Annotated in this window: 31 protein-coding genes; 25 read left to right on the top strand and 6 right to left on the bottom strand. The window is 36.8% G+C overall.

The genetic code is table 11. The features are described from left to right. Positions 1-57 precede the first annotated feature (57 nt). Positions 58-714: a hypothetical protein gene (locus GZ212_RS15680; RefSeq protein ID WP_166962331.1), complete on the top strand. Its 657-nt coding sequence runs from the start codon at positions 58-60 to the stop codon at positions 712-714. Positions 715-920: 206 nt separating this feature from the next. Then, on the top strand, positions 921-2,303 hold the full coding sequence (locus GZ212_RS15675) for a sodium:solute symporter family protein (protein ID WP_166962328.1): 1,383 nt from the start codon (positions 921-923) through the stop codon (positions 2,301-2,303). A 131-nt stretch (positions 2,304-2,434) separates the two neighbouring features. Here GZ212_RS15675 and GZ212_RS15670 read toward each other — a convergent pair whose 3' ends face one another. Further along, on the bottom strand, positions 2,435-3,802 hold the full coding sequence (locus tag GZ212_RS15670) for a beta-mannanase (RefSeq protein WP_166962325.1): 1,368 nt from the start codon (positions 3,800-3,802) through the stop codon (positions 2,435-2,437). Between the two features lie 245 nt (positions 3,803-4,047). Here GZ212_RS15670 and GZ212_RS15665 point away from each other — a divergent pair, with 245 nt between their 5' ends. The 10 genes from GZ212_RS15665 (at position 4,048) to GZ212_RS15620 (ending at position 9,899) form a co-directional block, all read left to right on the top strand. After that, positions 4,048-4,440 carry a DUF1801 domain-containing protein gene (locus GZ212_RS15665; RefSeq protein ID WP_166962322.1) on the top strand — a complete coding sequence of 131 codons (393 nt, stop codon included), beginning with the start codon at positions 4,048-4,050 and terminating at the stop codon, positions 4,438-4,440. Positions 4,441-4,445: 5 nt separating this feature from the next. Continuing rightward, positions 4,446-4,874 carry an SRPBCC family protein gene (locus GZ212_RS15660; RefSeq protein WP_166962319.1) on the top strand — a complete coding sequence of 143 codons (429 nt, stop codon included), beginning with the start codon at positions 4,446-4,448 and terminating at the stop codon, positions 4,872-4,874. Between the two features lie 60 nt (positions 4,875-4,934). Further along, on the top strand, positions 4,935-5,360 hold the full coding sequence (locus GZ212_RS15655; RefSeq protein WP_166962314.1) for a hypothetical protein: 426 nt from the start codon (positions 4,935-4,937) through the stop codon (positions 5,358-5,360). A gap of 3 nt (positions 5,361-5,363) precedes the next feature. Beyond that, a complete protein-coding gene (locus GZ212_RS15650; protein WP_166962311.1) occupies positions 5,364-5,720 on the top strand; it encodes a VOC family protein in 357 nt (118 codons plus the stop codon). A 69-nt stretch (positions 5,721-5,789) separates the two neighbouring features. Then, the gene (locus tag GZ212_RS15645; RefSeq protein WP_053970376.1) at positions 5,790-6,119 is read left to right on the top strand and encodes a helix-turn-helix transcriptional regulator; all 330 of its coding nucleotides are present in this window, start codon (positions 5,790-5,792) and stop codon (positions 6,117-6,119) included. Between the two features lie 49 nt (positions 6,120-6,168). Further along, positions 6,169-6,642: a DUF6428 family protein gene (locus tag GZ212_RS15640; RefSeq protein ID WP_053970403.1), complete on the top strand. Its 474-nt coding sequence runs from the start codon at positions 6,169-6,171 to the stop codon at positions 6,640-6,642. A 9-nt stretch (positions 6,643-6,651) separates the two neighbouring features. Then, positions 6,652-7,140, top strand: a complete 489-nt coding sequence (locus GZ212_RS15635; protein ID WP_166962308.1) for a GNAT family N-acetyltransferase — start codon at positions 6,652-6,654, stop codon at positions 7,138-7,140. Between the two features lie 10 nt (positions 7,141-7,150). Further along, complete coding sequence (locus GZ212_RS15630) at positions 7,151-7,765, top strand: low molecular weight phosphatase family protein (protein WP_166962305.1); 615 nt, start codon at positions 7,151-7,153, stop codon at positions 7,763-7,765. Further along, entirely contained in the window at positions 7,765-8,799 is a 1,035-nt protein-coding gene (arsB, locus tag GZ212_RS15625) for an ACR3 family arsenite efflux transporter (RefSeq protein WP_206080467.1), read from the top strand. Before GZ212_RS15630 ends, arsB begins: the two co-directional genes overlap by 1 nt. A 206-nt stretch (positions 8,800-9,005) precedes the next feature. After that, entirely contained in the window at positions 9,006-9,899 is an 894-nt protein-coding gene (locus GZ212_RS15620; protein WP_166962427.1) for a DUF4421 family protein, read from the top strand. Here GZ212_RS15620 and GZ212_RS15615 read toward each other — a convergent pair. Next, a complete protein-coding gene (locus GZ212_RS15615; protein ID WP_166962302.1) occupies positions 9,896-10,753 on the bottom strand; it encodes an EcsC family protein in 858 nt (285 codons plus the stop codon). The two genes, GZ212_RS15620 and GZ212_RS15615, sit on opposite strands and share 4 nt — an antisense overlap. A gap of 230 nt (positions 10,754-10,983) precedes the next feature. Here GZ212_RS15615 and GZ212_RS15610 point away from each other — a divergent pair, with 230 nt between their 5' ends. From GZ212_RS15610 to GZ212_RS15595, 4 genes are all read left to right on the top strand, one after another. Continuing rightward, complete coding sequence (locus tag GZ212_RS15610) at positions 10,984-11,811, top strand: PAS domain-containing protein (protein ID WP_166962299.1); 828 nt, start codon at positions 10,984-10,986, stop codon at positions 11,809-11,811. A gap of 112 nt (positions 11,812-11,923) precedes the next feature. Beyond that, positions 11,924-12,307, top strand: a complete 384-nt coding sequence (locus GZ212_RS15605; protein WP_166962296.1) for a hypothetical protein — start codon at positions 11,924-11,926, stop codon at positions 12,305-12,307. A 162-nt stretch (positions 12,308-12,469) separates the two neighbouring features. Beyond that, positions 12,470-12,886: a DsrE family protein gene (locus GZ212_RS15600; RefSeq protein WP_166962293.1), complete on the top strand. Its 417-nt coding sequence runs from the start codon at positions 12,470-12,472 to the stop codon at positions 12,884-12,886. Positions 12,887-12,896: 10 nt separating this feature from the next. Then, positions 12,897-13,916 (top strand): TQO small subunit DoxD, encoded by a 1,020-nt coding sequence (locus tag GZ212_RS15595; protein ID WP_166962290.1) that lies wholly within the window; start codon positions 12,897-12,899, stop codon positions 13,914-13,916. A gap of 72 nt (positions 13,917-13,988) precedes the next feature. Here the strand turns inward: GZ212_RS15595 and GZ212_RS15590 are convergent, their stop codons facing one another. Both GZ212_RS15590 and GZ212_RS15585 read right to left on the bottom strand, forming a co-directional pair. Then, on the bottom strand, positions 13,989-14,174 hold the full coding sequence (locus GZ212_RS15590; RefSeq protein WP_166962287.1) for a CsbD family protein: 186 nt from the start codon (positions 14,172-14,174) through the stop codon (positions 13,989-13,991). Positions 14,175-14,372: 198 nt separating this feature from the next. Beyond that, positions 14,373-14,831 carry a cupin domain-containing protein gene (locus tag GZ212_RS15585; RefSeq protein ID WP_157492051.1) on the bottom strand — a complete coding sequence of 153 codons (459 nt, stop codon included), beginning with the start codon at positions 14,829-14,831 and terminating at the stop codon, positions 14,373-14,375. A 208-nt stretch (positions 14,832-15,039) separates the two neighbouring features. Between GZ212_RS15585 and GZ212_RS15580 the strand changes: the two genes are divergently transcribed. Beyond that, the gene (locus tag GZ212_RS15580; RefSeq protein ID WP_166962284.1) at positions 15,040-16,206 is read left to right on the top strand and encodes a BamA/TamA family outer membrane protein; all 1,167 of its coding nucleotides are present in this window, start codon (positions 15,040-15,042) and stop codon (positions 16,204-16,206) included. A 92-nt stretch (positions 16,207-16,298) separates the two neighbouring features. Here GZ212_RS15580 and GZ212_RS15575 read toward each other — a convergent pair whose 3' ends face one another. Then, positions 16,299-17,801: an aminotransferase class V-fold PLP-dependent enzyme gene (locus tag GZ212_RS15575; RefSeq protein ID WP_166962281.1), complete on the bottom strand. Its 1,503-nt coding sequence runs from the start codon at positions 17,799-17,801 to the stop codon at positions 16,299-16,301. Positions 17,802-18,145: 344 nt separating this feature from the next. Between GZ212_RS15575 and GZ212_RS15570 the strand changes: the two genes are divergently transcribed. From GZ212_RS15570 to GZ212_RS15535, 8 genes are all read left to right on the top strand, one after another. Then, positions 18,146-18,613 carry a GNAT family N-acetyltransferase gene (locus tag GZ212_RS15570; protein ID WP_166962278.1) on the top strand — a complete coding sequence of 156 codons (468 nt, stop codon included), beginning with the start codon at positions 18,146-18,148 and terminating at the stop codon, positions 18,611-18,613. A 189-nt stretch (positions 18,614-18,802) separates the two neighbouring features. Then, on the top strand, positions 18,803-19,231 hold the full coding sequence (locus GZ212_RS15565; protein ID WP_166962275.1) for a MarR family winged helix-turn-helix transcriptional regulator: 429 nt from the start codon (positions 18,803-18,805) through the stop codon (positions 19,229-19,231). 2 nt (positions 19,232-19,233) lie between these two features. After that, a complete protein-coding gene (locus GZ212_RS15560) occupies positions 19,234-19,656 on the top strand; it encodes an organic hydroperoxide resistance protein (RefSeq protein WP_166962272.1) in 423 nt (140 codons plus the stop codon). A gap of 11 nt (positions 19,657-19,667) precedes the next feature. Continuing rightward, a complete protein-coding gene (locus tag GZ212_RS15555; RefSeq protein WP_166962269.1) occupies positions 19,668-20,306 on the top strand; it encodes a nitroreductase family protein in 639 nt (212 codons plus the stop codon). Between the two features lie 182 nt (positions 20,307-20,488). Beyond that, positions 20,489-20,929, top strand: a complete 441-nt coding sequence (locus tag GZ212_RS15550; RefSeq protein WP_166962266.1) for a VOC family protein — start codon at positions 20,489-20,491, stop codon at positions 20,927-20,929. Positions 20,930-20,980: 51 nt separating this feature from the next. Then, on the top strand, positions 20,981-22,156 hold the full coding sequence (locus tag GZ212_RS15545) for a P1 family peptidase (protein ID WP_166962263.1): 1,176 nt from the start codon (positions 20,981-20,983) through the stop codon (positions 22,154-22,156). A 118-nt stretch (positions 22,157-22,274) separates the two neighbouring features. Further along, complete coding sequence (locus tag GZ212_RS15540) at positions 22,275-23,132, top strand: alpha/beta hydrolase (RefSeq protein WP_240923836.1); 858 nt, start codon at positions 22,275-22,277, stop codon at positions 23,130-23,132. 159 nt (positions 23,133-23,291) lie between these two features. Then, positions 23,292-23,669, top strand: a complete 378-nt coding sequence (locus GZ212_RS15535) for a hypothetical protein (protein WP_240923835.1) — start codon at positions 23,292-23,294, stop codon at positions 23,667-23,669. Between the two features lie 133 nt (positions 23,670-23,802). Here the strand turns inward: GZ212_RS15535 and GZ212_RS15530 are convergent, their stop codons facing one another. Beyond that, positions 23,803-25,269, bottom strand: a complete 1,467-nt coding sequence (locus GZ212_RS15530) for a glutamate synthase subunit beta (RefSeq protein WP_166962260.1) — start codon at positions 25,267-25,269, stop codon at positions 23,803-23,805. Positions 25,270-25,276 lie beyond the last annotated feature (7 nt).

The following is a 25,276-nucleotide window of genomic DNA, read 5'->3' as shown; positions in this document are numbered from 1 at the left end:
CTCAAAAAATACTCAAACAAAAAACAAGCTAACCTAGTACATACCGATTTAATAAATATGAAGCACGTATCAATAGTCATAATACTCATAATGATATCTCATACTTCTTTTGGACAAAACATAAATGGGAAATGGATTTTGAAAGAGATGCACTCTGGCAATGGTCAAAAAGGCAACCCCGGTTTCCAGCTTTTGGACATCAACAATGGCAGTGTGGACGTTTACACCGATTTTTCGCTTCAGGCAAAAGCTACGACATTGAAAATGGATCAAGGCAATTTGTTGAACCAAGACAATAACAAAACCTCAACATATGAAATCGTCAGTGACAATCATTTAAAATGGTTCGTCCCCGGCAAAGTAAATGGAACCGAGGCTGTTTTTGAATGTGACTTTTACAGACTTGAACCGACCGTCACTACCTTGAAAAAGGAGGAAATAGAGAAACTGACTTTTGTCTTAATGGAAAACGGACGAGCATCAGAATTTGTTTTTAATAAAGAACTTTGGGACCAAGAAAGACTGGAACGTTTTAAGAGAACAGAAGGCGAAAAGAAAATTATTGAACAAATAGGCCCTACCTTTTTTGTATCCATGTATTATAATGGAAAAAGAAGTGGTTCAATTCCAATTAAAGAGGTTAATACCGAATATTTAAAACTCTATGCCATTCCCACTGGCCCAATGGAATTGACCGCATATCGAAAGGAATAAAATGCTATTCCAAACCCCTTTCAATTGAACCTCTCCAGAAATCAACCATAAAACACTCTTTTACAGCATATTCCCAGTTTTATTTATTAAATTAGGAAACCAATCTATGTAACCTTCCATATTCTAACCCTTTAAGGTGCTTTTTCATATCAACACTAACTAATGCTATTCTAACAATGGTAAGTTTCTTTATAATATGTTACCTGTTGGCGACACTTGGAATTGGGTTTTGGGCTTCCAGAAAAATTAAAACTTCTGGTGATTTTGCTCTTGCGGGAAAAAGTTTGTCAACGTCCCTGGTAGGTGTCACCTTATTCGCCACCTGGTTTGGAAGTAGTCAAATTATGGGAAATCCAGGTTATTTTATTGTAGATGGCTTTTCATCCTACATCACCCTGACCCTAACTGGAGGTATCTGCCTTTTTATTGTAGGTACTTTCTATGCCAGGAAGTTGTACCGAATGCAAATTGTAACGATTAACGATTTTTTTAGGGTTAGGTATTCTAAAAATCTTGAAACGGCTTCTTCTCTGATAATGGTTTTTTCTTATCCACATTGGATTGCAGCCCAATTTGTAGCCCTGGCCTATTTGTTTCATGCTGTTATGGACATCCCTTTTAGTTATGGTATTTTATTAGGTGCTTCAATAGTGGTTTTTTATACTTACATAGGAGGTATGTGGGCAGTCGCCTATACCGATATGGTACAAAGCGTCATGATTTTGTTGGGATTGTTTATACTCCTCTTTGAAGTATTGCACAAAACAGAAGGTATCACCCCTATTTTTGCAAACCAACCTAGTACATTTTTTGATTTATGTCCTCAAAAAGATTTAGATGCTTGGTCTGAATACATTGCTCTGATCCTTGCTTTTACGGCTGGTGCGATTCCCGTTCAAGAAATCTACCAACGTGTCTTTTCGGCTAAAAATGAAAAAGCGGCCCGCAACGGACTCTACCTAGGAGCGTTTCTAATGGTTATCATCCCCAGTATTCCCTTAATCATAGGGCTCGGAGGTGTTTACTTGTATCCTGAATTATCTACTAGCGGAAACAGCCAGGATATCATACCATCCATGGTAAAACTAATGACAAGTATCCCCGTGCAAATTCTATTTTATGGGGCCATGATATCAGCTATTTTAAGTACCTCTAGTGGGGCCATGTTGGCACCGGCAACCGTTATTGCAGAAAACCTAATCAAACCTTATAAAAAGAACATTGCAGATAAAAAGCTACTACTTTACACCAGACTGAGTGTGATTTTGGTAGCGGCTATTTCCTGTTATTTTGCCTTTGACGATTCTGATATTGTAGGACTTGTGGCTGCTTCTCTAAGTCTTATTTTAGTGTGTCTTTTTGCTCCGCTTACTTTTGGCTTGTTTTGGAAAAAAGCCTCAACCATAGGAGCTTGGGCAGCCATCATCATTGGCGGTCTTACCTGGCTGTTTTGTTTCATTTATGAGACAAGAATAGATGCCACTATTTATGGAACCATATCAAGTTGTGTTAGCATGGTTGTAGTCAGTTTGCTCTATCCTGACCAGACAAAATCACCAAAACAGAAAACTAATCAAGAACCTAAATAAATGTTCCTATTTTTTAGCTTTTTAAATACTGAGCACTTTAAATTTATAACATTGTAAAGCGACCCATTACCAAAAAAAAACCTTGGTAGCCCAAGGTTTTTCTTTATTACTTTATCTCTTCTAAACCACCATTATTTTGGCTGCTTCAATAATTTATTGACGTCCTTAATCATTTTGATAGTAGAATGATCTGTAGCAAACACCGAATTTAATCCTTGAGGCTCTTGTGGAGGATCGGCCAGGAAATCGTCGCCCTTTAACCACTTACCATTGGGGTTGCCATTGGCTTTGCCATAACCTGCAAATCCCCAAAAATTCAAGCCAGCCAAATGGCCTTCTAAGGCTCTATTTTTCACTACTTGCTCAATCATGACTTGGTAATAAACATTCCTATTGTCAATATTTGCCTCCTTAGAAGTGCTTTCTCCCTCTCTTGGAAAACCAAATTCTGATAGCACTATCGGCTTGTTTAACTTTTGGGCTACTAACATATGCTCATCTATATAATCTAAGGATTCCCTAATCGCATTTTGGGTGGTTTCCTTCTCATTGTTGACATCATACCATTCCCAATTTTTCGGCCACATGTGCATGGTTAAATAATCAATATCCTTGTTTTTATGAACTCTTGTGTACATATCTATATCTTGCAAATAGCTCGCCTTTCCTTCTGCTCCAGTGGAAATCAAATGAACACTATCCAAAGATTCCATGAGTTCTACAGTAGTATTCACCCAATCTGTATAAGCGTTTTCATACCTTGCACTAACCATCACTCTTGGCTCATTAGCCAATTGCCAGGACATGATGGTATTATCATTGGTATATTTTAAACCAGTATAACTATTGGTTCTCGTCATGATAAACTCCACATGTTTGTAGTATGCTCGCTTACAAGGATCACACTCGTGAAATTTCATGGTATAGGCCATATAATCTTGCCAAGTATCTCTTGGGTTGACTCTGGGATTGGGTATATCTCCATAACCATTCCATTGCAGGTACTCACTCATACCGCCAGACCAGATCCAATTGTTGGTTAGATACAAAACCGCATACATTTCACGCTTTTTCATTTCAGCTAATAAAAAATCTAGGCCATCCAACAGGTCTTCATTATACTTTCCTTGTTCTGGTTGCAAAGAAGGATCTACCCTAAAGTTTGAGCCCACACCTTCGGCTCCAGCCAATATCCTAAGATTATCAATCCCTGCCGATTTCATAAAATCCAATTCTTTAATGAGACGTTCCCTATCACCTGAATGGGCTGCTCCCAACAAAGGCCCATACCAATAATTGGTCCCTAAGAAATAGTAGGGTTGATCGCCTTTAAAAAAGCGTCCGTCTTTAACAGAAATCAAGGGTACATCTTCTGCTTTTTCAGGTTGTTTTTCAGCTTCCTTTTTACAGGAAAATAGCATAAGGGTTAGTGCTGTCGTAGCAAATAATGAATACTTAAAAAATGATTTCAAACTGGTGGTTGTTTTTTTGTTAGTCATGAGGTAAATGTAATTATTTTTACAAAAAGCCAAATGAAGTGAGAATATAAAAAAAGCCTCCATTTAAGGAGACCTATGATATTTTAAATAAAATACCCCTGATTATCAGACGGAAGACTTAGCCCTCAATAGACATGGTATTAAATTTAAAACTTAAACTTGTAAAATTTTAGTGATCATTGTTTAAATTATGATTCTATTAAAAATCCTATCTTTCTAGAATAGGACAACTAATTTTCAATAAGATGCATCCAGATATTCATTCTTATAACCAATCCAAATCCAGTCCAGAAAAAGAAATCTGTCAGTTGCTAGCGGAAAGGATAGAAACTTCTTTAACAAAAGCTGAAAGTAAAATTTGGCATGCACACCCTGTTTGGTTTATCAATGGCAATCCTATTGTAGGTTATAGCCAGTTAAAGGCGGGCATACGCTTGATGTTTTGGAGCGGTGCTAGTTTTTCGGAACCCAGTCCGCCTGACAAAGGCAAAAAATTCAAGGATGCTTCCATTACCTATTCACTGTCTCAGGACATTGTTTGGGACGATTTCGATCATTGGATTGAGCAATCCAAAATCATTCAGTGGGATTATAAAAACATTGTTAAACGCAAAGGTAAACTTGAACGCCTAAAATAATTCATATGGAAAAAATAACCATTCAAACCGCCATTCCTTCCGATTTAAAAACGGTTTGGGAAGCATATACGAGTCCTGAGCATATTGTCAACTGGAATTTTGCCTCAGATGATTGGTGCTGTCCGGAAGCTAAAAATGACCTAAAAGAAGGTGGCACTTATTTCGCAAGAATGGAAGCAAAAGATGGTAGTTTTGGCTTTGACTTTAAGGCCATTTATTCCCATGTCGATCCGCAGTCATCTCTAACTTATAAATTGGAAGATGGTCGTGACGTAAAAACATCGTTTGAAAGAGATTCTCAAGGTGTCATTGTCACCACTGTTTTTGATCCGGAAAGCCAAAATCCTATCGATATGCAACGAGATGGTTGGCAAGCCATTTTAAATCAATTTAAATCTTATGTCTCCAGTTTGAAAGGGCAGCCTAATCAATAATGAAGTCAACATTTCATTAAAAACCCTATCTTGCCTTTTAGAACAACTAACTAAAAAAAGATGAACCCGAAACTTAGAAATGTATTAGCCGTCATAGCCGGATGGTTTGTAGGAAGCATTGTCAACATGGGACTGGTAAGCACAGGCCACGGTGTTTACCCCATTCCAGGAATTGATCCCAATGATATGGAAGCCTTGGCAGAGATAATGCCTACCCTGGAGTCTAAATATTTTCTATTCCCATTTTTAGCCCATGCTATTGGGACTTTGGTTGGAGCCTTTGTTACTGCCCTAATTGCTCAAGGAAACAAGTTGAGATTGGCCATGATAGTTGGAGCCTTGTTTTTTATTGGTGGTATTCTTGTCAATTTTATGATTATGGGACCTATGTGGTTTACGGCAACCGATTTATTATTAGCTTATTTCCCTATGGCTTGGTTGGGTGGAAAAATAGGTATCGCCATTTCAAGAAAAAAGATCGCTTAAGTTTTGTTAACGCATATTCACCCCAAACTTCCTATGCGGTCTAAGGAAAAGACCAAAACTTTCTATGTGGAAGGTCTAGGTTTTAGACCCTTGGGAAAACACGATTATCCAGGTTACTTAATGCTTGAAAAAGATCTCATTGAAATTCATTTCTTTGAATTCGCAACATTGAATCCCAAGGAAAATTATGGACAAGTCTATATTCGCGTTAAAGATATTGATACCTTTTATAATGATCTACTTCAGAAGAATATAAACATTCACCCAAATGGAAACCTGGAAATCAAACCATGGGGGCAAAAGGAGTTTTCCTTATTGGATCCAGATTCCAATTTATTAACCTTCGGAGAAGCCATTTAAATCATTTTTTTTCAAAACTATTTGCCCGTTATTTCATTTAATCGTAATATTGCAATAAAGCAATAATTAATGGGTATTACCAAAACAGAAATATTTACCGAAGAACAAAACACCTTAGCTCAGTTTGCTAAAGTCATTGGGCATCCTGCCCGTGTAGCCATTCTTCAATACCTTTTCAAACTCAACGCTTGTGTTTGTGGCGATTTGGTTGAGGAAATTGGATTGGCTCAACCTACTATTTCCCAACATTTAAAAGAATTGAAAAATGTAGGGCTTATCAAAGGCAATGTAGAAGGCACTAGTGTTTGCTATTGCATAGACATGGATCAATGGCAAAAAATGGCTCATATAATGACACATTTTTTAAACCAAGAGCTACCCAAAACGAATTGTTGCTAAAAAAAATTTAATCCCTTTCATCGTATTATTACAATTAACATTAAGACAGATGACATTAAATCAAGTAAAAACAGCTTTAGAACATTTAGAAACCCTTTCCTTCCAATTACCTAATGGAGATTTGGTTCCTAGTCATTTTCACGTAACCGAAATAGGAAAAATCGCCAAACACTTTATTGATTGTGGCGGAACCGTGAGAAATGAAACCGTAGTGAATTTCCAACTTTGGAATGCGAACGATTATGATCACCGACTGCACCCTGAAAAACTGGTACATATCATTCAATTATCAGAAAAAGCTTTGGGCATAGAGGATTGGGAAGTTGAAGTTGAATATCAAGGAGAAACCATTCAAAAATTCGGATTGGACTTTGATGGGACCAGCTTTTTGTTAACCACCAAGCAAACAGATTGTTTGGCCAAGGACAAATGTGGTATTCCTGCTCCGGCTTCCAAACCTAAAATCAAACTTTCAGAATTACAAAGTAGCTCTTGTTGCGAACCCGGTTCTGGCTGTTGTTAAACAATATTCATGAATTTTCGTTCCATTGACAAGCATAATTATCCGCAGGTAGCAGACATTTACCAAATGGGCATCCTAACAGGAATGGCTACTTTTGAAACAGAAGTTCCGTCCTATGAACTTTGGGATAGCAAACACTTGCCATTTTGCAGGCTCACCTTAAATCAAGGAGATCGAGTTATTGGGTGGGCTGCATTATCAGCCGTTTCCTCCCGAGAAGTTTATCGTGGTGTAGCTGAAGTGAGTATTTACGTGCATCCTGATTTCCAAGGAAATCATGCGGGAACCCAATTACTAAACCATATCATCTCTGAAAGCGAAACGCACCATATTTGGACCCTACAATGTGGAATTATGGAAGAGAACAAAGCTAGCATAGCACTGCATAAAAAATGTGGCTTCCGGGAAATAGGTTACAGAGAGCGCATAGGCTGCCTTCATGGCCAATGGAAAAACAATATCATTTTTGAAAGACGAAGTCCTAAAACAGGCATTTAATTTACCAACAATGAATTTAAAACTCAACCAATACATTGAATCCATAGGTAACCAAGAAATTTTGGAAAACCGTAAACAAATTCTTCAACCTTTAATTGATTACATCCAAGAAAAAGTAAACAAGAAGCAACCTGTAAGGCTGAACTTGATTTGCACCCACAATTCTAGAAGAAGTCACTTATCACAAGTTTGGGCCCAAACCATGGCTCATTACTTCCAAATTCCAAATGTTTCCTGTTATTCTGGTGGAACAGAGGCTACGGCACTTTTCCCTATGATTGCAAAAACACTTGAAAATACGGGATTTGACATCTTAACATTATCGCAGGAACCCAATCCTGTTTACAGTATTAAGTTTGATAAAAACGAACCTGCTATTATTGGGTTTTCTAAAAAAATGGACGATCCTTTTAATCCATCTTCCTTGTTTGCAGCCATTATGACCTGCTCCCAAGCAGATGAAGGCTGTCCTTTTGTTCCTGGTGCCGAAGTACGAATTCCAGTAACGTTTGAAGATCCCAAGGCATTTGACAACACACCACAACAGGCCGAAAAGTATCAAGAAAGATGCGATCAAATTGCTTCTGAATTTTATTATGTATTCTCCCAAATAACTAAGAACTAATGGCAATCAAAAAACTTAATTTTCTAGATAAGAACCTGACACTTTGGATCTTTTTAGCCATGGCTGTTGGGGTTGGTTTGGGATATCTCCTACCTTCCATTCCAGATACCATTCAATCCTTCAGTAGTGGCACCACCAATATTCCCATTGCCATCGGACTCATTTTAATGATGTATCCACCTTTGGCTAAGGTTAATTACGCCTTGTTACCTAAGGTTTTTAAAAATGTAAAAATTTTGTCCATATCCCTTATTCTGAATTGGGTTATTGGCCCGGTGTTGATGTTTGTTTTGGCTCTTATTTTTTTACAAGACGAACCAGAATATATGGTCGGCCTTATTTTAATCGGTTTAGCTAGGTGTATTGCCATGGTTTTGGTGTGGAATGATTTAGCCGAAGGAAGTAGTGAGTATGGTGCAGGTTTGGTGGCTTTAAACAGCATCTTTCAGGTGTTTGCCTATAGTTTTTATGCTTGGATCTTCATTACCGTTCTCCCACCATACTTTGGATTTGAGGGTGCCATTGTAGACATTTCAATTGGAACTATCGCTGAAAGTGTTGCTATTTATTTGGGTATTCCTTTTGTCATGGGCTTCTTAAGTAGAATCGTCTTGGTAAACATGAAGGGTGAGGATTGGTATCAAAACACCTTTATCCCTACCATTTCGCCAATAACCTTAATGGCGCTTTTATTTACCATCGTGGTTATGTTCTCACTTAAAGGGGAGTTGATTGTTGAAATTCCGTTGGATGTGGTTAAAATTGCCATTCCTCTATTAATCTATTTTGCGATCATGTTTATCATTGGCTTCTTTTTTACCAAAGCGATGGGAGGCACTTATGATAAGACCGCATCAGTAGCCTTTACGGCAGCTGGAAACAATTTTGAATTGGCCATTGCGGTAGCGATTGCCGTTTTCGGACTCAATTCTGGTCAAGCTTTTGCCGGAGTCATTGGTCCCCTAGTTGAAGTTCCAGCTCTCATCTTATTGGTGAAGGTATCCTTCTGGCTTAAAAGAAAATATTTTGCCTAAGACCTTTACTATTTTTTAAGTATTTCCCTTATCATTAATTAATTTTAATCTGATAAGGGGAATATTTGGCAATCCATAAACGAAATAATACATTTGGGAATCATTATGAAATAAAATTGACCCCTTTGAGACCTTTTTGGATTCTACTTTGCTTTTTAGTATTTCCTGCTGTCCTTTTTTCCCAATCAAATGGAAAGAAACGGTACATGAGTCCATGGGAAGTTATTGACTCCTTATTTATAGACCATGATTTAGAGAATTATTCCCTTCGCTTATTTTCAGATTATAAGGTAAAATCCTTTAAACTGACTCATGATGATTTCAAAACCCGCTATGTTCCTAAAAACCGATTCAATTTAGGATTGGGAATTGCAAATAGCAAAGCCATGTTGGATGTTGGTTTTAATATTAGGAACGGAAACAGGGAAGTCACCAAACGCTTTGACTTGCAAGGGTCCTTTATCATCAGAAAACGGCATTACATAAATGGCTACTTTCAAATTTACAATGGCTATAATAACAAAAATGATTTGGGAGAAATCCCCCGTTTTAGAAGAGATGTAAAATCGAGAACTATTGGATTTAATTACCTCTACACATTTTCTGATATTGAATTTTCATATACTCTTTTGAAAGCAGGATTACCTAAGTTCCATAAAAATGTCTATGTTACAGGAGGTGTGGGTACTTTTGCTGTATTTGATTATTTTTCTGCTGATGGGAATATCCTACCCCCAGAAGTCACTAATGAGTTGAATGAAGAACTGAAAATAAAAAGATATAATGGGCGTGCGGCAGGTTTAATGGTAGGTCTCTTATCAGCTTTTGTTTTGCCAGAGAACATCATTGTGACCTTTACTGCAATGCCAGGAATTGCTCTAATGAATAAAAAAGTAACCTTAGAAGAGGACAGCTATCGGCCTAAGGATCCTTGGCTCTACAAACTGGACGCTTCATTAGCTGCTTCTTACAGTTTTAAAAGATACTACGCCACTTTATCTTATGAAACAGGTGTATATTCTACTGATTTTTCAGATTATAGATATACTTTTAACTTATCAACAGCGAAATTAACCTTGGGTTATAAGTTGAAATACTAAAGTTTTTCAAAGGCTTCTTTAACAACCTCTTGACCATATTCACGTTCCAACCTTCTGATGGCAAAATGGGCTTTAGCCATTTTTTGAAAATGATCGATGTAAACATAATTCAAACCACTACCTCCAGCCGCACCAATAACAGGAACAGCTTGGGTGAGGAATTTTTCAGAAAACAATGCGCTTAATCGGCCAGCGATGTTTGATACAAATTTGGAAAGCATATCTGATCCCAAATTTCCCGTATATGCGATAGCGGTTGCTAAAGTTTTATTAAGTCCAGAATGAGTCATTTGATTGACAGCTGTTGATAACATATACCTAGTGGTATAGTAACTTGCCTCCATATCATCATCCCACTTTTTTTGTCCACCCAAAGCAAAGACCTCCATACATGCCAGTTGACCTTCTAGGGAATAAATATCCTCCCCTTCACTCCTAGCAATATCCATTATGGAACGCATAATAAATTTAGTAGACACTCCTAACTCAGCAAAAAACAAAGCCGTTCCTACTCCGGTAGCAGACCCAAAAAAGCCACTAGCGCCACCAGTCAAGGTTACAACTCCTTTATATAAACCTTTTTTGGGCTTCTGAAATTCTTTATCCTTTTGAATAGTTAGGAGATTCGCCTTAATAGTTGTCATCAATATCTTCTCAATACTATTCTGCAATTTAATTTGCACTTTGTTAGGTAGTTTCCTAACCGTAGATTCCAATCCATCCCCCACCATATTCAAAGACTTCATCAACCAAGTAGGGTGTTCCATAGCGTGTCTTGCCTCTGCCAGAATTTTGAGATCTGTCTGCTTTAAAGGGGTATCTATGTCATATTCAGCAGGAATATTTTCTTCCATGGTTTGCCTGATTTGGTTAGGTTTTGCATAAAGTTAGCCATTATTTCCAATAACAAATAAAATATCTTCAAATAGCCAATCATATAAAAAGCGTCTAAAAACACCCATCCCCAACTAACTTAAAATCAACCAATTCAAAAACTTATTGTAATTTAGAGATATTCCCATACGCCATTTCAGTTTTGAAACCTACACTTTTTTCGGATTAACCAACTTAAAAAAAATACATCATGTTAGAAGGCTTTTTAAATATTGTTTACGGCTTAATTGCTTCACTCCTATTGATGAGTGTCGGATTTCTTTATGGACGTTACAAGGAACGGAAAAGGCAAAAAGGGAGTCCGTTGGAGAACTACCCTTTTTATCCATTTAGTCTAGACGATAAAAACATGTTACAATTTGATTTGAAATTGTTTAATCAAGCAGTATCAGAATTAAAGAAACATAAAAATTACCAGGCTGGAGAGCAATTAATTTTAATTGGAGAACAAAATAATGTCAGGCAAATTTTAAAGCATGACGAACTGAATGCTTACAATAAATTATATAAAATATATGATGGGGATAAGGTGCTAGATGATTCAGTACAATTTTTAGAAAACTACAAACGAATTGTTCGTCTTATAGGGGACAGCTTTCCAGATTGTGGCATAGAAATTCTGCTTCACAATTTAAGCAATCCATACAAAGCATTAAATTGCATAAAAAATAACGTAACAGGTCGAAATATTGAGGCTCCGGCAACCAACCTAGTAATGGATTTAAAGCGCAGGAACTCCATAAATGAGGACAAATTGAATTATGAATTGAATATTGGGTCTCGAAAATTTAAATGCACCACCATTCCTATTTTCAAAGAAAAAACTGGTTTAGTTGGCGCTATTTGTATCAATGTGGACTATAATTATCTACAAAAAAAGGTTAAAAAAAATCCAGAATTGGTCAATCAATTTCTGGACACCATCTGTAAAGTGAATATGGTATTGGATGAGAATATTTTGAGCAAGCATGAGTATGAATTGGCTCTAAATGGTAAAAGTCATTTTAGGGATTTTTAATCTGAATCTATGCCTTTCTTTTGCCAATACCCGCCAGAAATAGCTTTATTCTTCTTTGATTTTTTAAGAAAATATTAAAACCATCCTCCTATATTTTTTATAGGTTTACAACATGATGAAGCCAAAACAAATAACCCCTTTCCAATATGTATTTTCTATTTGGGGGTTGGTATTGCTACTCATCGTTTCACCTTGTAAAGTCAGAAACTTTATTCAAGAAGAGCTGGGATTTCCTAAAACGGAGGTTTCCAACAAAAGCCAAACGACTTTAAAAAATATAAGTTGTCATTCCTTTGACAACCAAACCTTAGACTTTATATCAAAAAAGTCTGAGCCTACTAAGAAATTGTCTTTTAGCAATTTCGCATACCCGGTGGTTTGGGACATTCAAAAAGCCATAGGGCCACTTTCAAAAATTAAGGAGATAGATTATCAAATCACCCCTCCTAAGCCCTATTACATTTTGTATCAAAACTTCAAGGACTATTTAATTTAGGCTCCTTATAAGGTTACCACATCAGTTCCTATAAAACTGATTCCTCTTTAAAATCTATAACAAATAAAACTCAAGGTTAACAGCATATATGTTGCTATACCTTATTCTTTGCTTAGCTCTTTTCTTAAAGTTAAGCTATTCAATACTTAAACAAATTTAACAATGAATCATATTTCATATTATATAATCACTATGGTTTTCCTACTCTTTGGAACCACCCATATTAAAGCGCAAAACCCTGACAAGCAAAACTATTTAGTTATCTCAAAAAACATCAAACAATTAAATCCCATTTTATTAACTGCTCAGGAACTTCAAAATGAAGACGGGAAAACATTTGGAGATTTCATTGTCATCTTCTGCGGAAAAACAGTCTCAAAAATGGTAAACGACCCAGATTTGAACAAGCTACTAGAACAAGCCAAAGAGCAACATATTCAAATCTTGGCTTGCGGGTTATCCTTGAAAAAATTCCATATAAATCCTGAAGAATTACCAAATTCTATAAAAATTGCTGAAAACGGTATTTTAAAAAGTTTTCAATTAATCAAAAAAGGATATTTAACACTAACCATTTAATAAAAACAACATGAAACAAACTCATTATAAACAAAACGCTGGATTTCTCACTCTAGCTCTTAGATTGGTGATAGGTTGGACCTATTTTTCAGCTCTTTGGAGACGAACTGTATTAACTGATAAACTGGACCCAGATTTACCAGGATATATTGGAGAAAAATTCAACCATTTTTTACCTCATGCTTTAGGAATAAAACCCATCATTCAATATTTAGTGGAACACCCCGATGCCTTGTGGATAAACATGTTAATTTTCACAATAATAGAAGGTCTTGTTGGCCTATTTATTATACTAGGATTGGGGACTCGCTTGATGGGTTTTGGAGTCCTTTTCTTGGCTATGGGCATTTTATTAGGTTCAGGCTGGATAGGCACTACCTGTTTGGACGAATGGCAAATAGGCATATTGGGTATAGCCACAGGATTCACTCTTTTCTTAACTGGAAGCAGCCATTACTCTATGGATTACTGGTTGCTTAAAAAACACCCCTTTTTAAAGTCCAAAAAGTGGTTTTCATGGTTGGGGTCTGGAGTATTACCTATTAAAGAAAGTCTTTTTAAAAATGTCGTTTTAATAGGCTCTTTCAGTATACTAGCAATCACTTTATTGACCAATCAAGTTTTTCATGGCGGTCTTTGGGGAACACTGCACAATAAATCTGTTAAACCAAATTTTGAACTTACCGAAGGCTCTTTTTCAAATAACGAATTGTCTTTCGACATTTATAGAACTGAGGGTGTGGACGTATATGGTGCTTGGGTCATTGAAATTTCAGTTTTTGATGCGCATCAAGATCAAGTCATTCAATTTGATTCAAAAGATCTGGCTGCCCTACTACCAAAGCAAATTGACAATTATTATGTAGCTAAGGCAACCCCTTCTCAGCATAGTTTAAAAGTACCTTTAGGTTCGAAAGCCAAAATTCATTTGAACCATCCTGATTTTAAAAACCTTCCTAAAGGAGTTTACACCATAACCATGACAGACATAAGTGGTGCCCAATGGCATCTAGAAATTCCTAAAGACTAGGATACTTTTCAATACATCCTTTTGAGAATAAAAAAATCCGCCTTATGGCGGATTTTTAACTTTTATAACTACTTACCATTTGGCAATTTCTTCTCTCAATTCTTCCTTGGTCTTTCCAGTTTTTTCTTGGATTCTTCCAAGCATTTCATCAAACTTACCTTCTGCAAAAGTAAGGTCATCATCAGTCAAATCGCCATAGCTTTGTTTAACTTTTCCTTTTATTTGATTCCAGTTTCCTTTTATTTCTTCATTTGTCATAATAAATTGATTTTAAGGTTCATGTATAAAATTAAGGTTTTGATGATCAAATTATCCTAATTAAAACTTAGGATTGTCTTAAAGGAATGTTATTTATTAAAGCAGAGTTCTTTCTTTCTATTTCATTTTTCATTTTGAAAAAAGAAAAGGCGCCCAATTGGCCACCTTTTCCGATCTTAATTCATTTTCATCCTTTTACTACTTCTGAATAGGTACCGCATCAAACGGATCTACCATGGCGATAAATAACACACAAGGATCACCTTTCAGGCATTTTGCAGTATGGGGTTTTTTAGCTGGTCCGTAGGCATACGAACCTGCTTTGAGCACTTGCGTTTTCTCACCTTCATAAGTAACCTCCATGGTACCAGAAATCAATATCATTCTTTCAGGTGAGGTGTGCGTATGTTTCATAATGAACGTATCAGGCTCTACCTTGAAGAGAAAATCTAAATTTGGCTTTTCTATATCCCCATGTAAAATGGTAAATGTACACCCTGGAAAAAAATCTGGGGCAGGATTCCATTTTAGGGTTGGACTATCGGCTGAAACGGCATAAGACATTTCTGCTGTTTGGGCATTTAATTGAATTCCCAAAAGGAACAAAACCACGAACATCATGGTTTTTAAATTGAATTTAAAAACTGCTTTTTTCATATCGGAAGGTTTTAGTTATCTCTATAAGATACGACATTTATCTAATTACCTCACCTTAAATCATTTAAAACTCCCTTGAACAAAATCAAAATTCATAAGAGAAATAAAAATGATGTTACAAATCAAAAATAATTTCTAGGCAAATAATCAACTTTTAATTTTATATTTGATATAAAAACCTGTTTTTCAAGTAATTAAAAGACTATTCATGACCAACAAAAAAAACAGACAGAATAAATGGTATCACATCACTCTATGTTATGTCATATTATTTTTGGTTCCCTTCACAATAATAGGTCAACAAACGACTGACTCCACATCGAATGAAAAGTCTTCAAAATTTGACAAATTCAACAAAAAAGCTGAATATTTATTCACCTATATACCTGTCCCCATTTATTCCTATTCATCGGAAGCCGGTCACACCTATGGTCTTGCCAAATTCAATGTGTTTAACCTTTATAAAAATGATACACTTACCAAACCATCGCGACTGTCAGAAGTGGTCACTTTCTCCTCGGAAGGAAGAATAAATGCATCTGTTTCGACCGATTTAATGTTTAAAAACAATGACTATTTAATTATTAGCTACATCAACTATAAAAAAACGCCGGAGTACTTTTTAGGTATTGGTAATGATGTCTCCATTGATGATATTGAACAGATATCAACCAATCGATTTAAATTTGAAGCCTGGGGCCTTAAAAAGATGAAAGTCAAGAACCTCTATGCGGGGATTGGTTTGGACCTCACAGATTATTTTGATATTGAAGCAAATCCCGATAGTTATCTCTACTCCAACAATGTCATTGGTAATGAAGGTGGCTTTGCTTTTGGTCTAAAAGCGATTGCGGCAATTGAGGGTAGAGAAAACCGTTACAATGCCCAAGGAGGCCATTTTGCTCAAATATCCTACACTCTTTACCCCTCGTTTCTAGGTAGTGAATTTAAATTCTCGAGTTGGGAGATTGACCTCAGAAAATACTTAAACCCATGGAGCAATCACATCATTGCTTTTCAAGCCACGACCTTTGGAACTAGTGGTGACGTACCTTTCTATGCACTTGCACAATTAGGTGGAGATAAACAAATGAGAGGGTATTATAAAGGTGCTATACGAGATAAAATCTTGGTTGATTCTCAAGTAGAATATCGTTTACCCATATGGAACATCTTTGGAATGGTAGGTTGGGTAGGCACCGGTAGAGTAGCATCCAAATATCGCGATTTAAAACTGGATGGATTTTGGCTTAATTATGGCGCGGGGTTACGAATTATGGTTGACAGCAAGCACCAAACCAATCTAAGATTTGATTGGGGATTTGGCCCAAATGGCATCCATGGTTTCAATATTAGTTTTGCAGAAGCATTTTAACATCCAAAATTTTCAACCATAGAACAATGGTGATTAAAAATAGTAAGGATACTCTAACCCTTACTCGCAACATGAAAAATCCACAACGAATTTTATGTTGTTTTTAAATCAAACCAGTCCTCGGTAATAAGCTGCTCGGTATGGATGTTATCTATATGAGTAAATTCATTTTTGGAGGCGTTGTATGTATAATCCTTGCCCCACTCAGAAAAAGATTTGGATACTGCTTCAATGGCATCACATATACTTTCTAATTCCTCATTAGTCATGGTTGGATGAATGGACATCCTTACCCAACCTGGACGCTCCATAAGGCAACCCTCTAATATCTTCTGTTCTATGGCTTTTGAAGTCAACTGATCTACATGCAATAGGTAATGTCCATAGGTACCTGCACAAGAACAACCACCCCGGGTTTGTATCCCAAAGCGATCATTAAGTAACTTGACAACCAAATTGTAGTGCGCATTTTCAATATAAAATGAAAATACACCCAATCTGTCGGTGTGCTCTTCTGCTAAGATTGTTAGATTGTCAATTTTTGAAAGTCTATCAAAAACAATTTTATTGAGTTCGTGCTCTCTTTTCAAAATGTTTTCAACACCCATTTCTTCTTTAAGCTGAATGGACAATGCTATTCTTATAGCCTGTAAAAAGCCTGGAGTACCCCCGTCTTCACGGGTTTCTATGTCATCGATGTAATCATGATCTCCCCATGGGTTTGTATAGGAAACTGTTCCGCCTCCCGGATTATCGGGCACAAGATTTTTATAGAGTTTCTTATTGAAAATCAATACACCTGAAGACCCAGGACCACCCAAAAATTTATGTGGTGAAAATGTAATGGCATCCAAATATTGTTCTTCATCCTCAGGATGCATATCAATAGCAACATAAGGTGCTGAACAGGCAAAATCAACAAAACATAGCCCATTGTTCTGATGCATCAATTTGGCAATATCATGATAATTGGTTCTAATTCCGGTCACATTAGAACAACCTGTTATAGCAGCTATTTTTAATGGAACCGATTGATGCTTTTTCAACAGTGCATTCAAGTTCTCCAAACAAGGCAACCCTCTTTCATCCGAAGGAATAACTTCTACCTTGGCAATGGTTTCCAGCCAAGAAGTCTGGTTGGAATGATGTTCCATGTGAGAAACAAAAATAACTGGTCTTTTCTCTGTTGGAACATTTGTGTGATCTTTCAGGTTCTCATTGAGCTTTATTCCCAAAATACGCTGAAATTTATTGATAGCTCCAGTCATGCCCGTTCCTGTCGTTATCAAAACGTCATCTGCAGAGGCATTGACATGCCTTTTGATAATCGTCCTGGCCTGATGGTAGGCCAAAGTCATGGCCGAACCTGTGATGGATGTCTCGGTATGTGTATTAGCCACAAATGGACCAATGTTATTGAGCAGTTTATCCTCTATTGGTCGATATAAGCGGCCACTGGCTGTCCAATCGGCATACAAGATTTTTTTCTTGCCATAAGGTGATTCAAATTCCTGATCATTGCCTACAATATGCTCCCTAAACTTTGAAAAATAAGCTTCAAGCTCCGTTATTTGTTTAACATCCGAATCCATCATTTTCACTAAGCTAATTAAATTTGTCTGTATTTCTTGTCCTTAAAACCATTCACAAAAGAGCTGCAAAACAAGGTTGCCGCCTCATAAATCATCATAATTTCTTAATGGTTTCATGACTTTGCAAAGGTAGTGAAGAAATTGAATTGAGAATCCAATTTCTTAAATTCCTGCCTTTAAAATTAGCCATATCCTCAACCAAGTAGTAATCTTGAACATCAAACTTTCAGATAATATTCTACAACTTTTGAATTTAATATGTAGCTTTAACTTAATCCTTAAAACATTACATCGCAATGATTTGTTGGACCATACATTTGTTAAGTAACGACCAAAAATAATTTAAAGTGAGATTAAGAGCTCTAGAATTAAACGAGAACAAATTAAACCCCATTTTTGATTCTCCGGAAAGCCAGCAATTGTTGGGCATTTATGAAAGTTACTATCCAAAAATAGGATTTATCCCTCCTTGGATTGCCTACCTGATCTTGAAGGACGACAAGGTAGTAGGAACTTGCAGTTTCACTGGAAGTCCAAAAGATGGAGCTGTTGAAATTGCCTATTGGACATTCAAAAAATTTGAAGGACAAGGCGTGGCATCCTTTGCTTGTGCAGCTCTTATATCTATTGTAGAAAAAGAGAATCCTGATTTAAAGGTCATTGCCAAAACTGCTCCGGAACATAATGCTTCCACAAAAATATTGGAAAAAAATGGTTTTATGTTTTCCAAAATTGTTCAAGATGATGATATAGGAGATGCTTGGTTATGGATTCGAAACGCTTCAATAGATAGCCAAAATCATATGAAATCCTAAGAATTATATTTTTTAAAAAGCCTACATATAAAGAGATTTCAAAGTTTAAGGAAACAATAGTCCTTTCATTTTTATACTTCACATAAGTTAATTTCATAAAAGTAGTCAGGCCATTTTCACAAATATTTAGCACAATTAAATTGCGCACAATTTAATTGTGCTTTACTTTTGCATTCTGTTTTAAAAGTCATGTCAGAAAATTTAAAATTAAGTAATCAAGTGTGCTTTCCTGTTTATACGTTAGCCAAAGAAGTGATTAACCTCTACAGACCCATATTAAAGGACTTAGACCTCACCTACCCTCAATATTTGGTCATGCTTGTTCTGTGGGAAAGTGGTGAGCAGCATGTTTCTGAAATAGGCTGCAAGTTGCATTTAGACAGTGGTACGCTAACCCCATTGCTGAAAAGGCTGGAACAGAAAAAGCTAATAGAAAGGAAAAGAAATAAGAATGATGAACGCATTGTTCAAATTAGTTTGACGCCTTCGGGTAAAAAAATGTATGAAAAGGCCGAATGTATTCCTGATCAAATGGCGTCATCATTTAATATTCCAATCAATCAATTGCAAGAACTAAAAGAAATCATTGAACAAATTTTAATCCAGATTAATAAATAAGAATGAAAACAATCTATACAACAGCTGCCAAAGTAACTGGTGGAAGAAATGGACATGTAAAAAGCGACAACGGTATACTAGATCTAGAAGTTCGCCTTCCAAAAGCCATGGGAGGAGAATCGGATAACTACCCAAATCCTGAGATGTTATTTGCCGCAGGTTATGCCGCTTGTTTTGACAGTGCCTTAAATCTTATCATAAGTAAAAAGGGAGTTGATGCTGGCACGACCACTGTTAATGCCCATGTCAGCATTGGCATGGTAACTAATGGCGGATATGCGCTAGCCGTAACACTCGATATAAACATCCCTGGCGTTTCCATGGAAGAAGCTAAATCTCTATCTGACAAGGCACATGAGATCTGTCCTTATTCCAATGCCACCAGAAACAACATTGAAGTTACATTAAACACAACAAATCATTAAAATAATAAGAAATGTCATTAATAGAGAATCTTGAATGGAGACATGCGGTAAAGGCATTTGACCCAAACAAAAAAGTAAGTAAAGCCGATATTGAAAAAATAATTGAAGCCGCCAGACTAGCTCCAACTTCTTCTGGTCTGCAACAATTCAGACTTATTTTAGTATCAGATCAAGAAATTAAAGAAAAGTTAGTACCAGGAGCTTTAAATCCAGATTCTATGAGAGATTGTTCCCATATCTTGGTTTTTGCAGCATGGGACAATTACACGGCTGAAAGAATTGATAAAGTTTATGACTACACCACTGATGAACGTGAATTACCTCGTGGAAGATTTAGTAGTTACACTGACAAATTGAAAGAAATCTATTTAGATCTTCCGGCTGAAGTTAATTTTGCCCACACTTCGAGACAGACCTACATTGCATTAGGTCTAGCCCTAGCGCAAGCTGCCGAATTAAAAATTGACACCTGTCCAGCTGAAGGTTTTGACAACCAAGTTGTGGATGAAGTACTTGGATTGCAAGAGATGGGACTTAAAAGTGTGTCATTAATTTACATTGGGTATTCTGATGAAGAAAAAGATTGGGTGAAACCTTTGAAAAAAGTAAGAATCCCCAGAGAAGAGTTTGTGATAGATATGCATTCATAAACTCCTATTTCCTTTTAGGAAGTTAAAAGTATTGAAAGACCAGATATTTAAAAGCGATAAGGAGCTTGAAAATGTCTGGTTTTTTATTTTTTAGCAAAAGATATTCCTTTTTTAGGGACATTACTTTTTTATTTGAGAAAATATATTGAACTTATTTAACTGAAAACCAATAACAAAAAGATATGGCTCAAATAAATCCTTACATCCATTTTAATGGTAACGCTGAAGAAGCATTTACCTTTTACAAATCTGTTTTTGGTGGAGACTTTGCCATGGTCATCCGTTTTAAAGACCTTCCAAATTCTGAACACCCCATTCCTGAAAGCGAAGCTGAAAAAATCATGCATATTGCATTACCTATAGGCGAAACAGATTTATTAATGGCCAGTGACACGCCTGAATTTATGGGGAAGCATAATGAAAATGAAACACGAAGTAAAATCTCCATTAGTGCCGATTCCAAAGAGGAAGCAGACCAGTTATTTAATGGGCTTTCAGTTGGAGGCACTATAGAAGTACCCATTTCAGATAGCCCTTGGGGCTCCTATTTTGGAATGCTTCGGGACAAATATGGTATTGAATGGATGGTGGACTATGATTCAAAATACAGTGGTAATCCCTGAAAATCCTTATTTATTAGAAAAAACCAATCATTAATAACTGAATCCATTCCTATGAAAAGAATTTCGATATTCATAATAACCCTATTGCTATGTTTTTATTCCCATGCCCAAAAACCAAGAGCTAGGGATTTAGGAGTTCCTTTTGTTGGAGTGCCAGGATTGAACAATGCCATTACTGACGTAAAAGGTGTTGAAGTAGGTTACAGCACCATCATTTCTGGTGAGGGTGAGAATGTTATTGGTAAAGGACCTATTCGAACTGGTGTCACCGCCATTTTTCCTCGTGGAAAAGCTAAAAAATTCAGTCCAGTTTACGCCAATTGGTATAGTCTAAATGGGAATGGAGAAATGACGGGTACAACATGGGTAACCGAATCTGGATTTCTAGAAACACCAATCATGATTACCAATACCAACAGCGTTGGAGAAGTGAGGCAAGCCGTATTGAAATGGTTTGTTGACACCGATTGGTACCGTGGAGAGAATTGGTGGTATACTTACCCCGTTGTAGCCGAAACCTATGATGGTTTTTTAAATGATATTTACGGTTTTCACGTTAAAGAAAACCATGTTTTGGAAGCTATTAAAAATGCAAGTAGCGGCAAAATAGCTGAAGGCAATGTTGGTGGCGGTACTGGCATGATGTGTTTGGGTTTTAAAGGTGGCACTGGCACTTCTTCTAGGGTCTTTGAGATTAATGACACCCAGTATACAGTTGGGGCTTTGGTACAATCTAATTTTGGGGCTAAAAGAAATCTTTCTATTGCAGGTGTTCCAGTGGGAATAGAACTAAAAGACACCCTAAATTATGAATATAAGGCACCTCCCAAATCGAGTAGACAAGAAGGTGACGGATCAATCATTGTCATAGTAGCCACAGATGTCCCGCTTCTGCCTCATCAGTTAAAAAGAATTGCACAAAGAATACCGTTAGGGGTTGGTATCGTAGGAGGCCGTGGAAGCAACGGTTCGGGCGATATCTTTTTAGCATTTTCAACCGCTAATGAGAAAGCCTTTAATCGAGGAGAGATGACTACCGTTCAAACCATGTCTAATGATCTTCTCATGCCTGTTTTTGAGGCTACCGTTCAAGTTGTTGAAGAAGCTATAATCAATGCCATGGTAGCTGCAGAAACCATGGAGGGTATCAATGGCAATAAAGCACACGCCCTTCCACATGATTTACTTATTGAGACCTTGAAAAAATACAACAGAATAGAAGACTAAATAAGTTAGAATTAAATTAAAACAGGATCAATTCAATAGGGCAAAAAATCACATGCACCTCTTAGATTTCTTAAGAAAAGTCGCTTACAGGCACCTACCTGTTCCTATCTTTACATACATGAATAAACAAATCCCTCGCCTCCTTCAAATGAATTATTTAAAATTGTTATTCCTATTCGTTTTTTTAGGATGGACACAAATTACCGAGAGCCAAAATATAGAAGGGAGAACAATAACCAATCAATTGGTTATACAGTCCAATATTCTAAATGAAAAAAGGACATGTCTTATTAGTCTTCCCGATTCCTATGAAGAAACATCTTTATTAGACCAAAAATACCCTGTCATTATACTATTAGATGGATACACCTTCTTTAAAACCACTATTGGAGTAGTTCATTTTATGAGTTCAGCAAGAAACCGTAATCATTTGATGCCAGAAAGTATCATTGTGGCCATTGAAAATGTTGACCGCGAACGAGATTTTACAACCACTAAAATCAAAACCAAACGACCAAATACAATGGGAGGAGGCCTAAAGTTTTTAAACTTTATTGAAAAAGAATTAGTGCCATTTCTTGATAAAACCTACCGGACAGAACAAACCAGAACACTTATAGGGCATTCTTTAGGAGGACTTCTAGTTTTAAATTCTTATTTGGATGAAAACAGATTATTTGATAGCTACATCGCCATAGACCCAAGCATATGGTGGGATGAGGAAATAATGAAAAACAGAATTGACTCCACCTCTCTTTCAGGCCTGAATAAAAAACTTTACATCGCATCTGCGAACCAAGGAGAAGCTAATTTTGAAAGAAACAAAAAAAGACATGACGCTTTTTATAGTTTAATAAGTGATAGGTTCGGGCCAGATTTAAAAATTAAAGTTGCGTATTTTGATAAGGAAGACCATAGATCCGTTCCTTTAATAGCTTTATATGAAGGGCTTAAATATTTGAATCAGGAAGATTGAATTATCTCATTAAAAGGCCAGTAAGGGCTTTTGATTTTATCTGTCTGATTTATCTTCTGAAAAAAAACACAATTTTACTATCTTGTATTAAAAGAAGTTTCAGTTTGAAACAACCAGTAGGCAAATATTCTAAACAATCTTACAAATACCGAATAGCGTATGTATAGAATTAGTAAAGGACTTGAACAACCAATACGCAAAATATTGACATGGCTTCCTTCATTAATCATAACCCTGTTCTACATTCCAAAAGCTTTAGATAAACTATTGAACTCCAATCAAACTGATAAAATTTTAGCCAATAGCAATATCATGATTGCTACTGGTGTTTTTCTTTTAATTTCCACCGCTTTGTTTCTATACCGTAAAACCATGCTCATCGGAACCTTTCTTTTGGCTCTTTATATGACTATTATTGTATATATTCATATGTACAAAGGAAAGCCTTATGAGGTCACCATTTTGATTGTCATTGCAACCATAATGACGACCTACATCAGAAATCCGAAATCATTTCATCACAAAACCTTATCATAAACCAATAAAAGCTAACTTGGAAGAATTAAGTTGTTAAAGACATTAGGTAGTAAATAAAAGCTGCTAAAAATAGAAAAAGGACGAACTACAAATCCGCCCTTCCCATTTATATTTAGATACAAAAAAGTAATTTTTACACCCTAGGCAAATCCCCGTCACCCTTTAAAGGCAAATAGGATGTTCCCATTAAAAAGGCATCTACATGGTGAGCAGCTTGTCGGCCTTCGGAAATAGCCCACACAATTAAGGACTGCCCCCTTCTCATATCACCAGCGGCAAACACTTTGGCTACATTGGTTTGGTAGTTTTTTTCACCTGCCTTCACGTTGGTTCTCATATCGGTTTCCAAACCAAACTTATCCACCAAAGTATCTTCTGATCCCACAAACCCTAGTGCCAAAAGCACCATATCACATTCCCATTCCTTTTCGGTATTCGGCACTTCCTGTAATACAGGTCTTTGTCCTGGTTTATTTATCCATTCCACCTCACAGGTAACCAAGCCTGTCAAATTTCCTTTTTTATCCTTTTTGAATCGTTTGGTAGAAATACTAAAAACACGCTCCACCCCCTCTTTATGAGACGAACTGGTTCTTAACCTCATGGGCCAATAAGGCCACGGTTGATCTACCGGTCTCTCAATTGTAGGTTTGTGCATGATTTCAAAATTTGTTACCGATTTTGCTCCATGACGGTTACTCGTTCCGATGCAATCGGATCCTGTATCACCTCCCCCAATCACAATCACTTTTTTACCTTTGGCTAAAAGCGCTTCCTCCTCAAATACTTCTCCCGAAACCCGCTGATTATTTTGTTTTAAAAAATCCATGGCCTGATAAATTCCCTTGGCATCAGCCCCTTCAATTGGAAGCCCCCGGCGTTTGGTAGCGCCTCCACACAATACAATGGCATCATACTCTTTCTTCAAATCTTTAACCAGGATGTTTTCGCCCACGTGGCTATTGGTTTGAAACTGGATTCCCTCGGCCTCCATAACCTCTACTCTTCTGTCTATGATATGCTTTTCCAATTTAAAATCTGGAATACCATAACGCAAAAGGCCTCCCACTTTTTGATCCCGTTCATACACAGTCACATGATGACCTGCTCTATTTAATTGTTGTGCGGCTGCCAAACCAGCTGGCCCCGAACCAATAACAGCTACTTTTTTACCCGTTCTCACCTTGGGCGGCTTGGGTTTTACCCAACCATTTTTAAAGGCTTCTTCTACTATATTTTTTTCGATATTTTCAATGGTCACTGGGTCTTCATTAATCCCCAGAACACAAGCCTCTTCGCAAGGAGCCGGACATAATCGTCCCGTAAATTCAGGAAAATTATTGGTAGCATGCAGAATTTCTGCCGCTTCTTTCCACTTTCCTTTATAAACCTTATCATTGAAATCTGGAATAAGGTTTCCTAAGGGACAACCGCTATGACAAAAAGGAATACCACAGTCCATACATCTGGCTCCTTGATGCTTTAAATTTTCTTCTGGTAGTTTTTCTGTAAACTCTTTATAATTTTTGAGACGATCCTTAACTGGTTGGTAAGGCTCCACTTCTCTTTGATATTCTAAAAATCCTGTTATCTTTCCCATAATGCGT

This window comes from Mangrovimonas sp. CR14 (assembly GCF_011764015.1).
Classification (GTDB): domain Bacteria; phylum Bacteroidota; class Bacteroidia; order Flavobacteriales; family Flavobacteriaceae; genus Mangrovimonas; species Mangrovimonas futianensis.
This window is presented reverse-complemented; position numbering and strand designations above follow the sequence as displayed.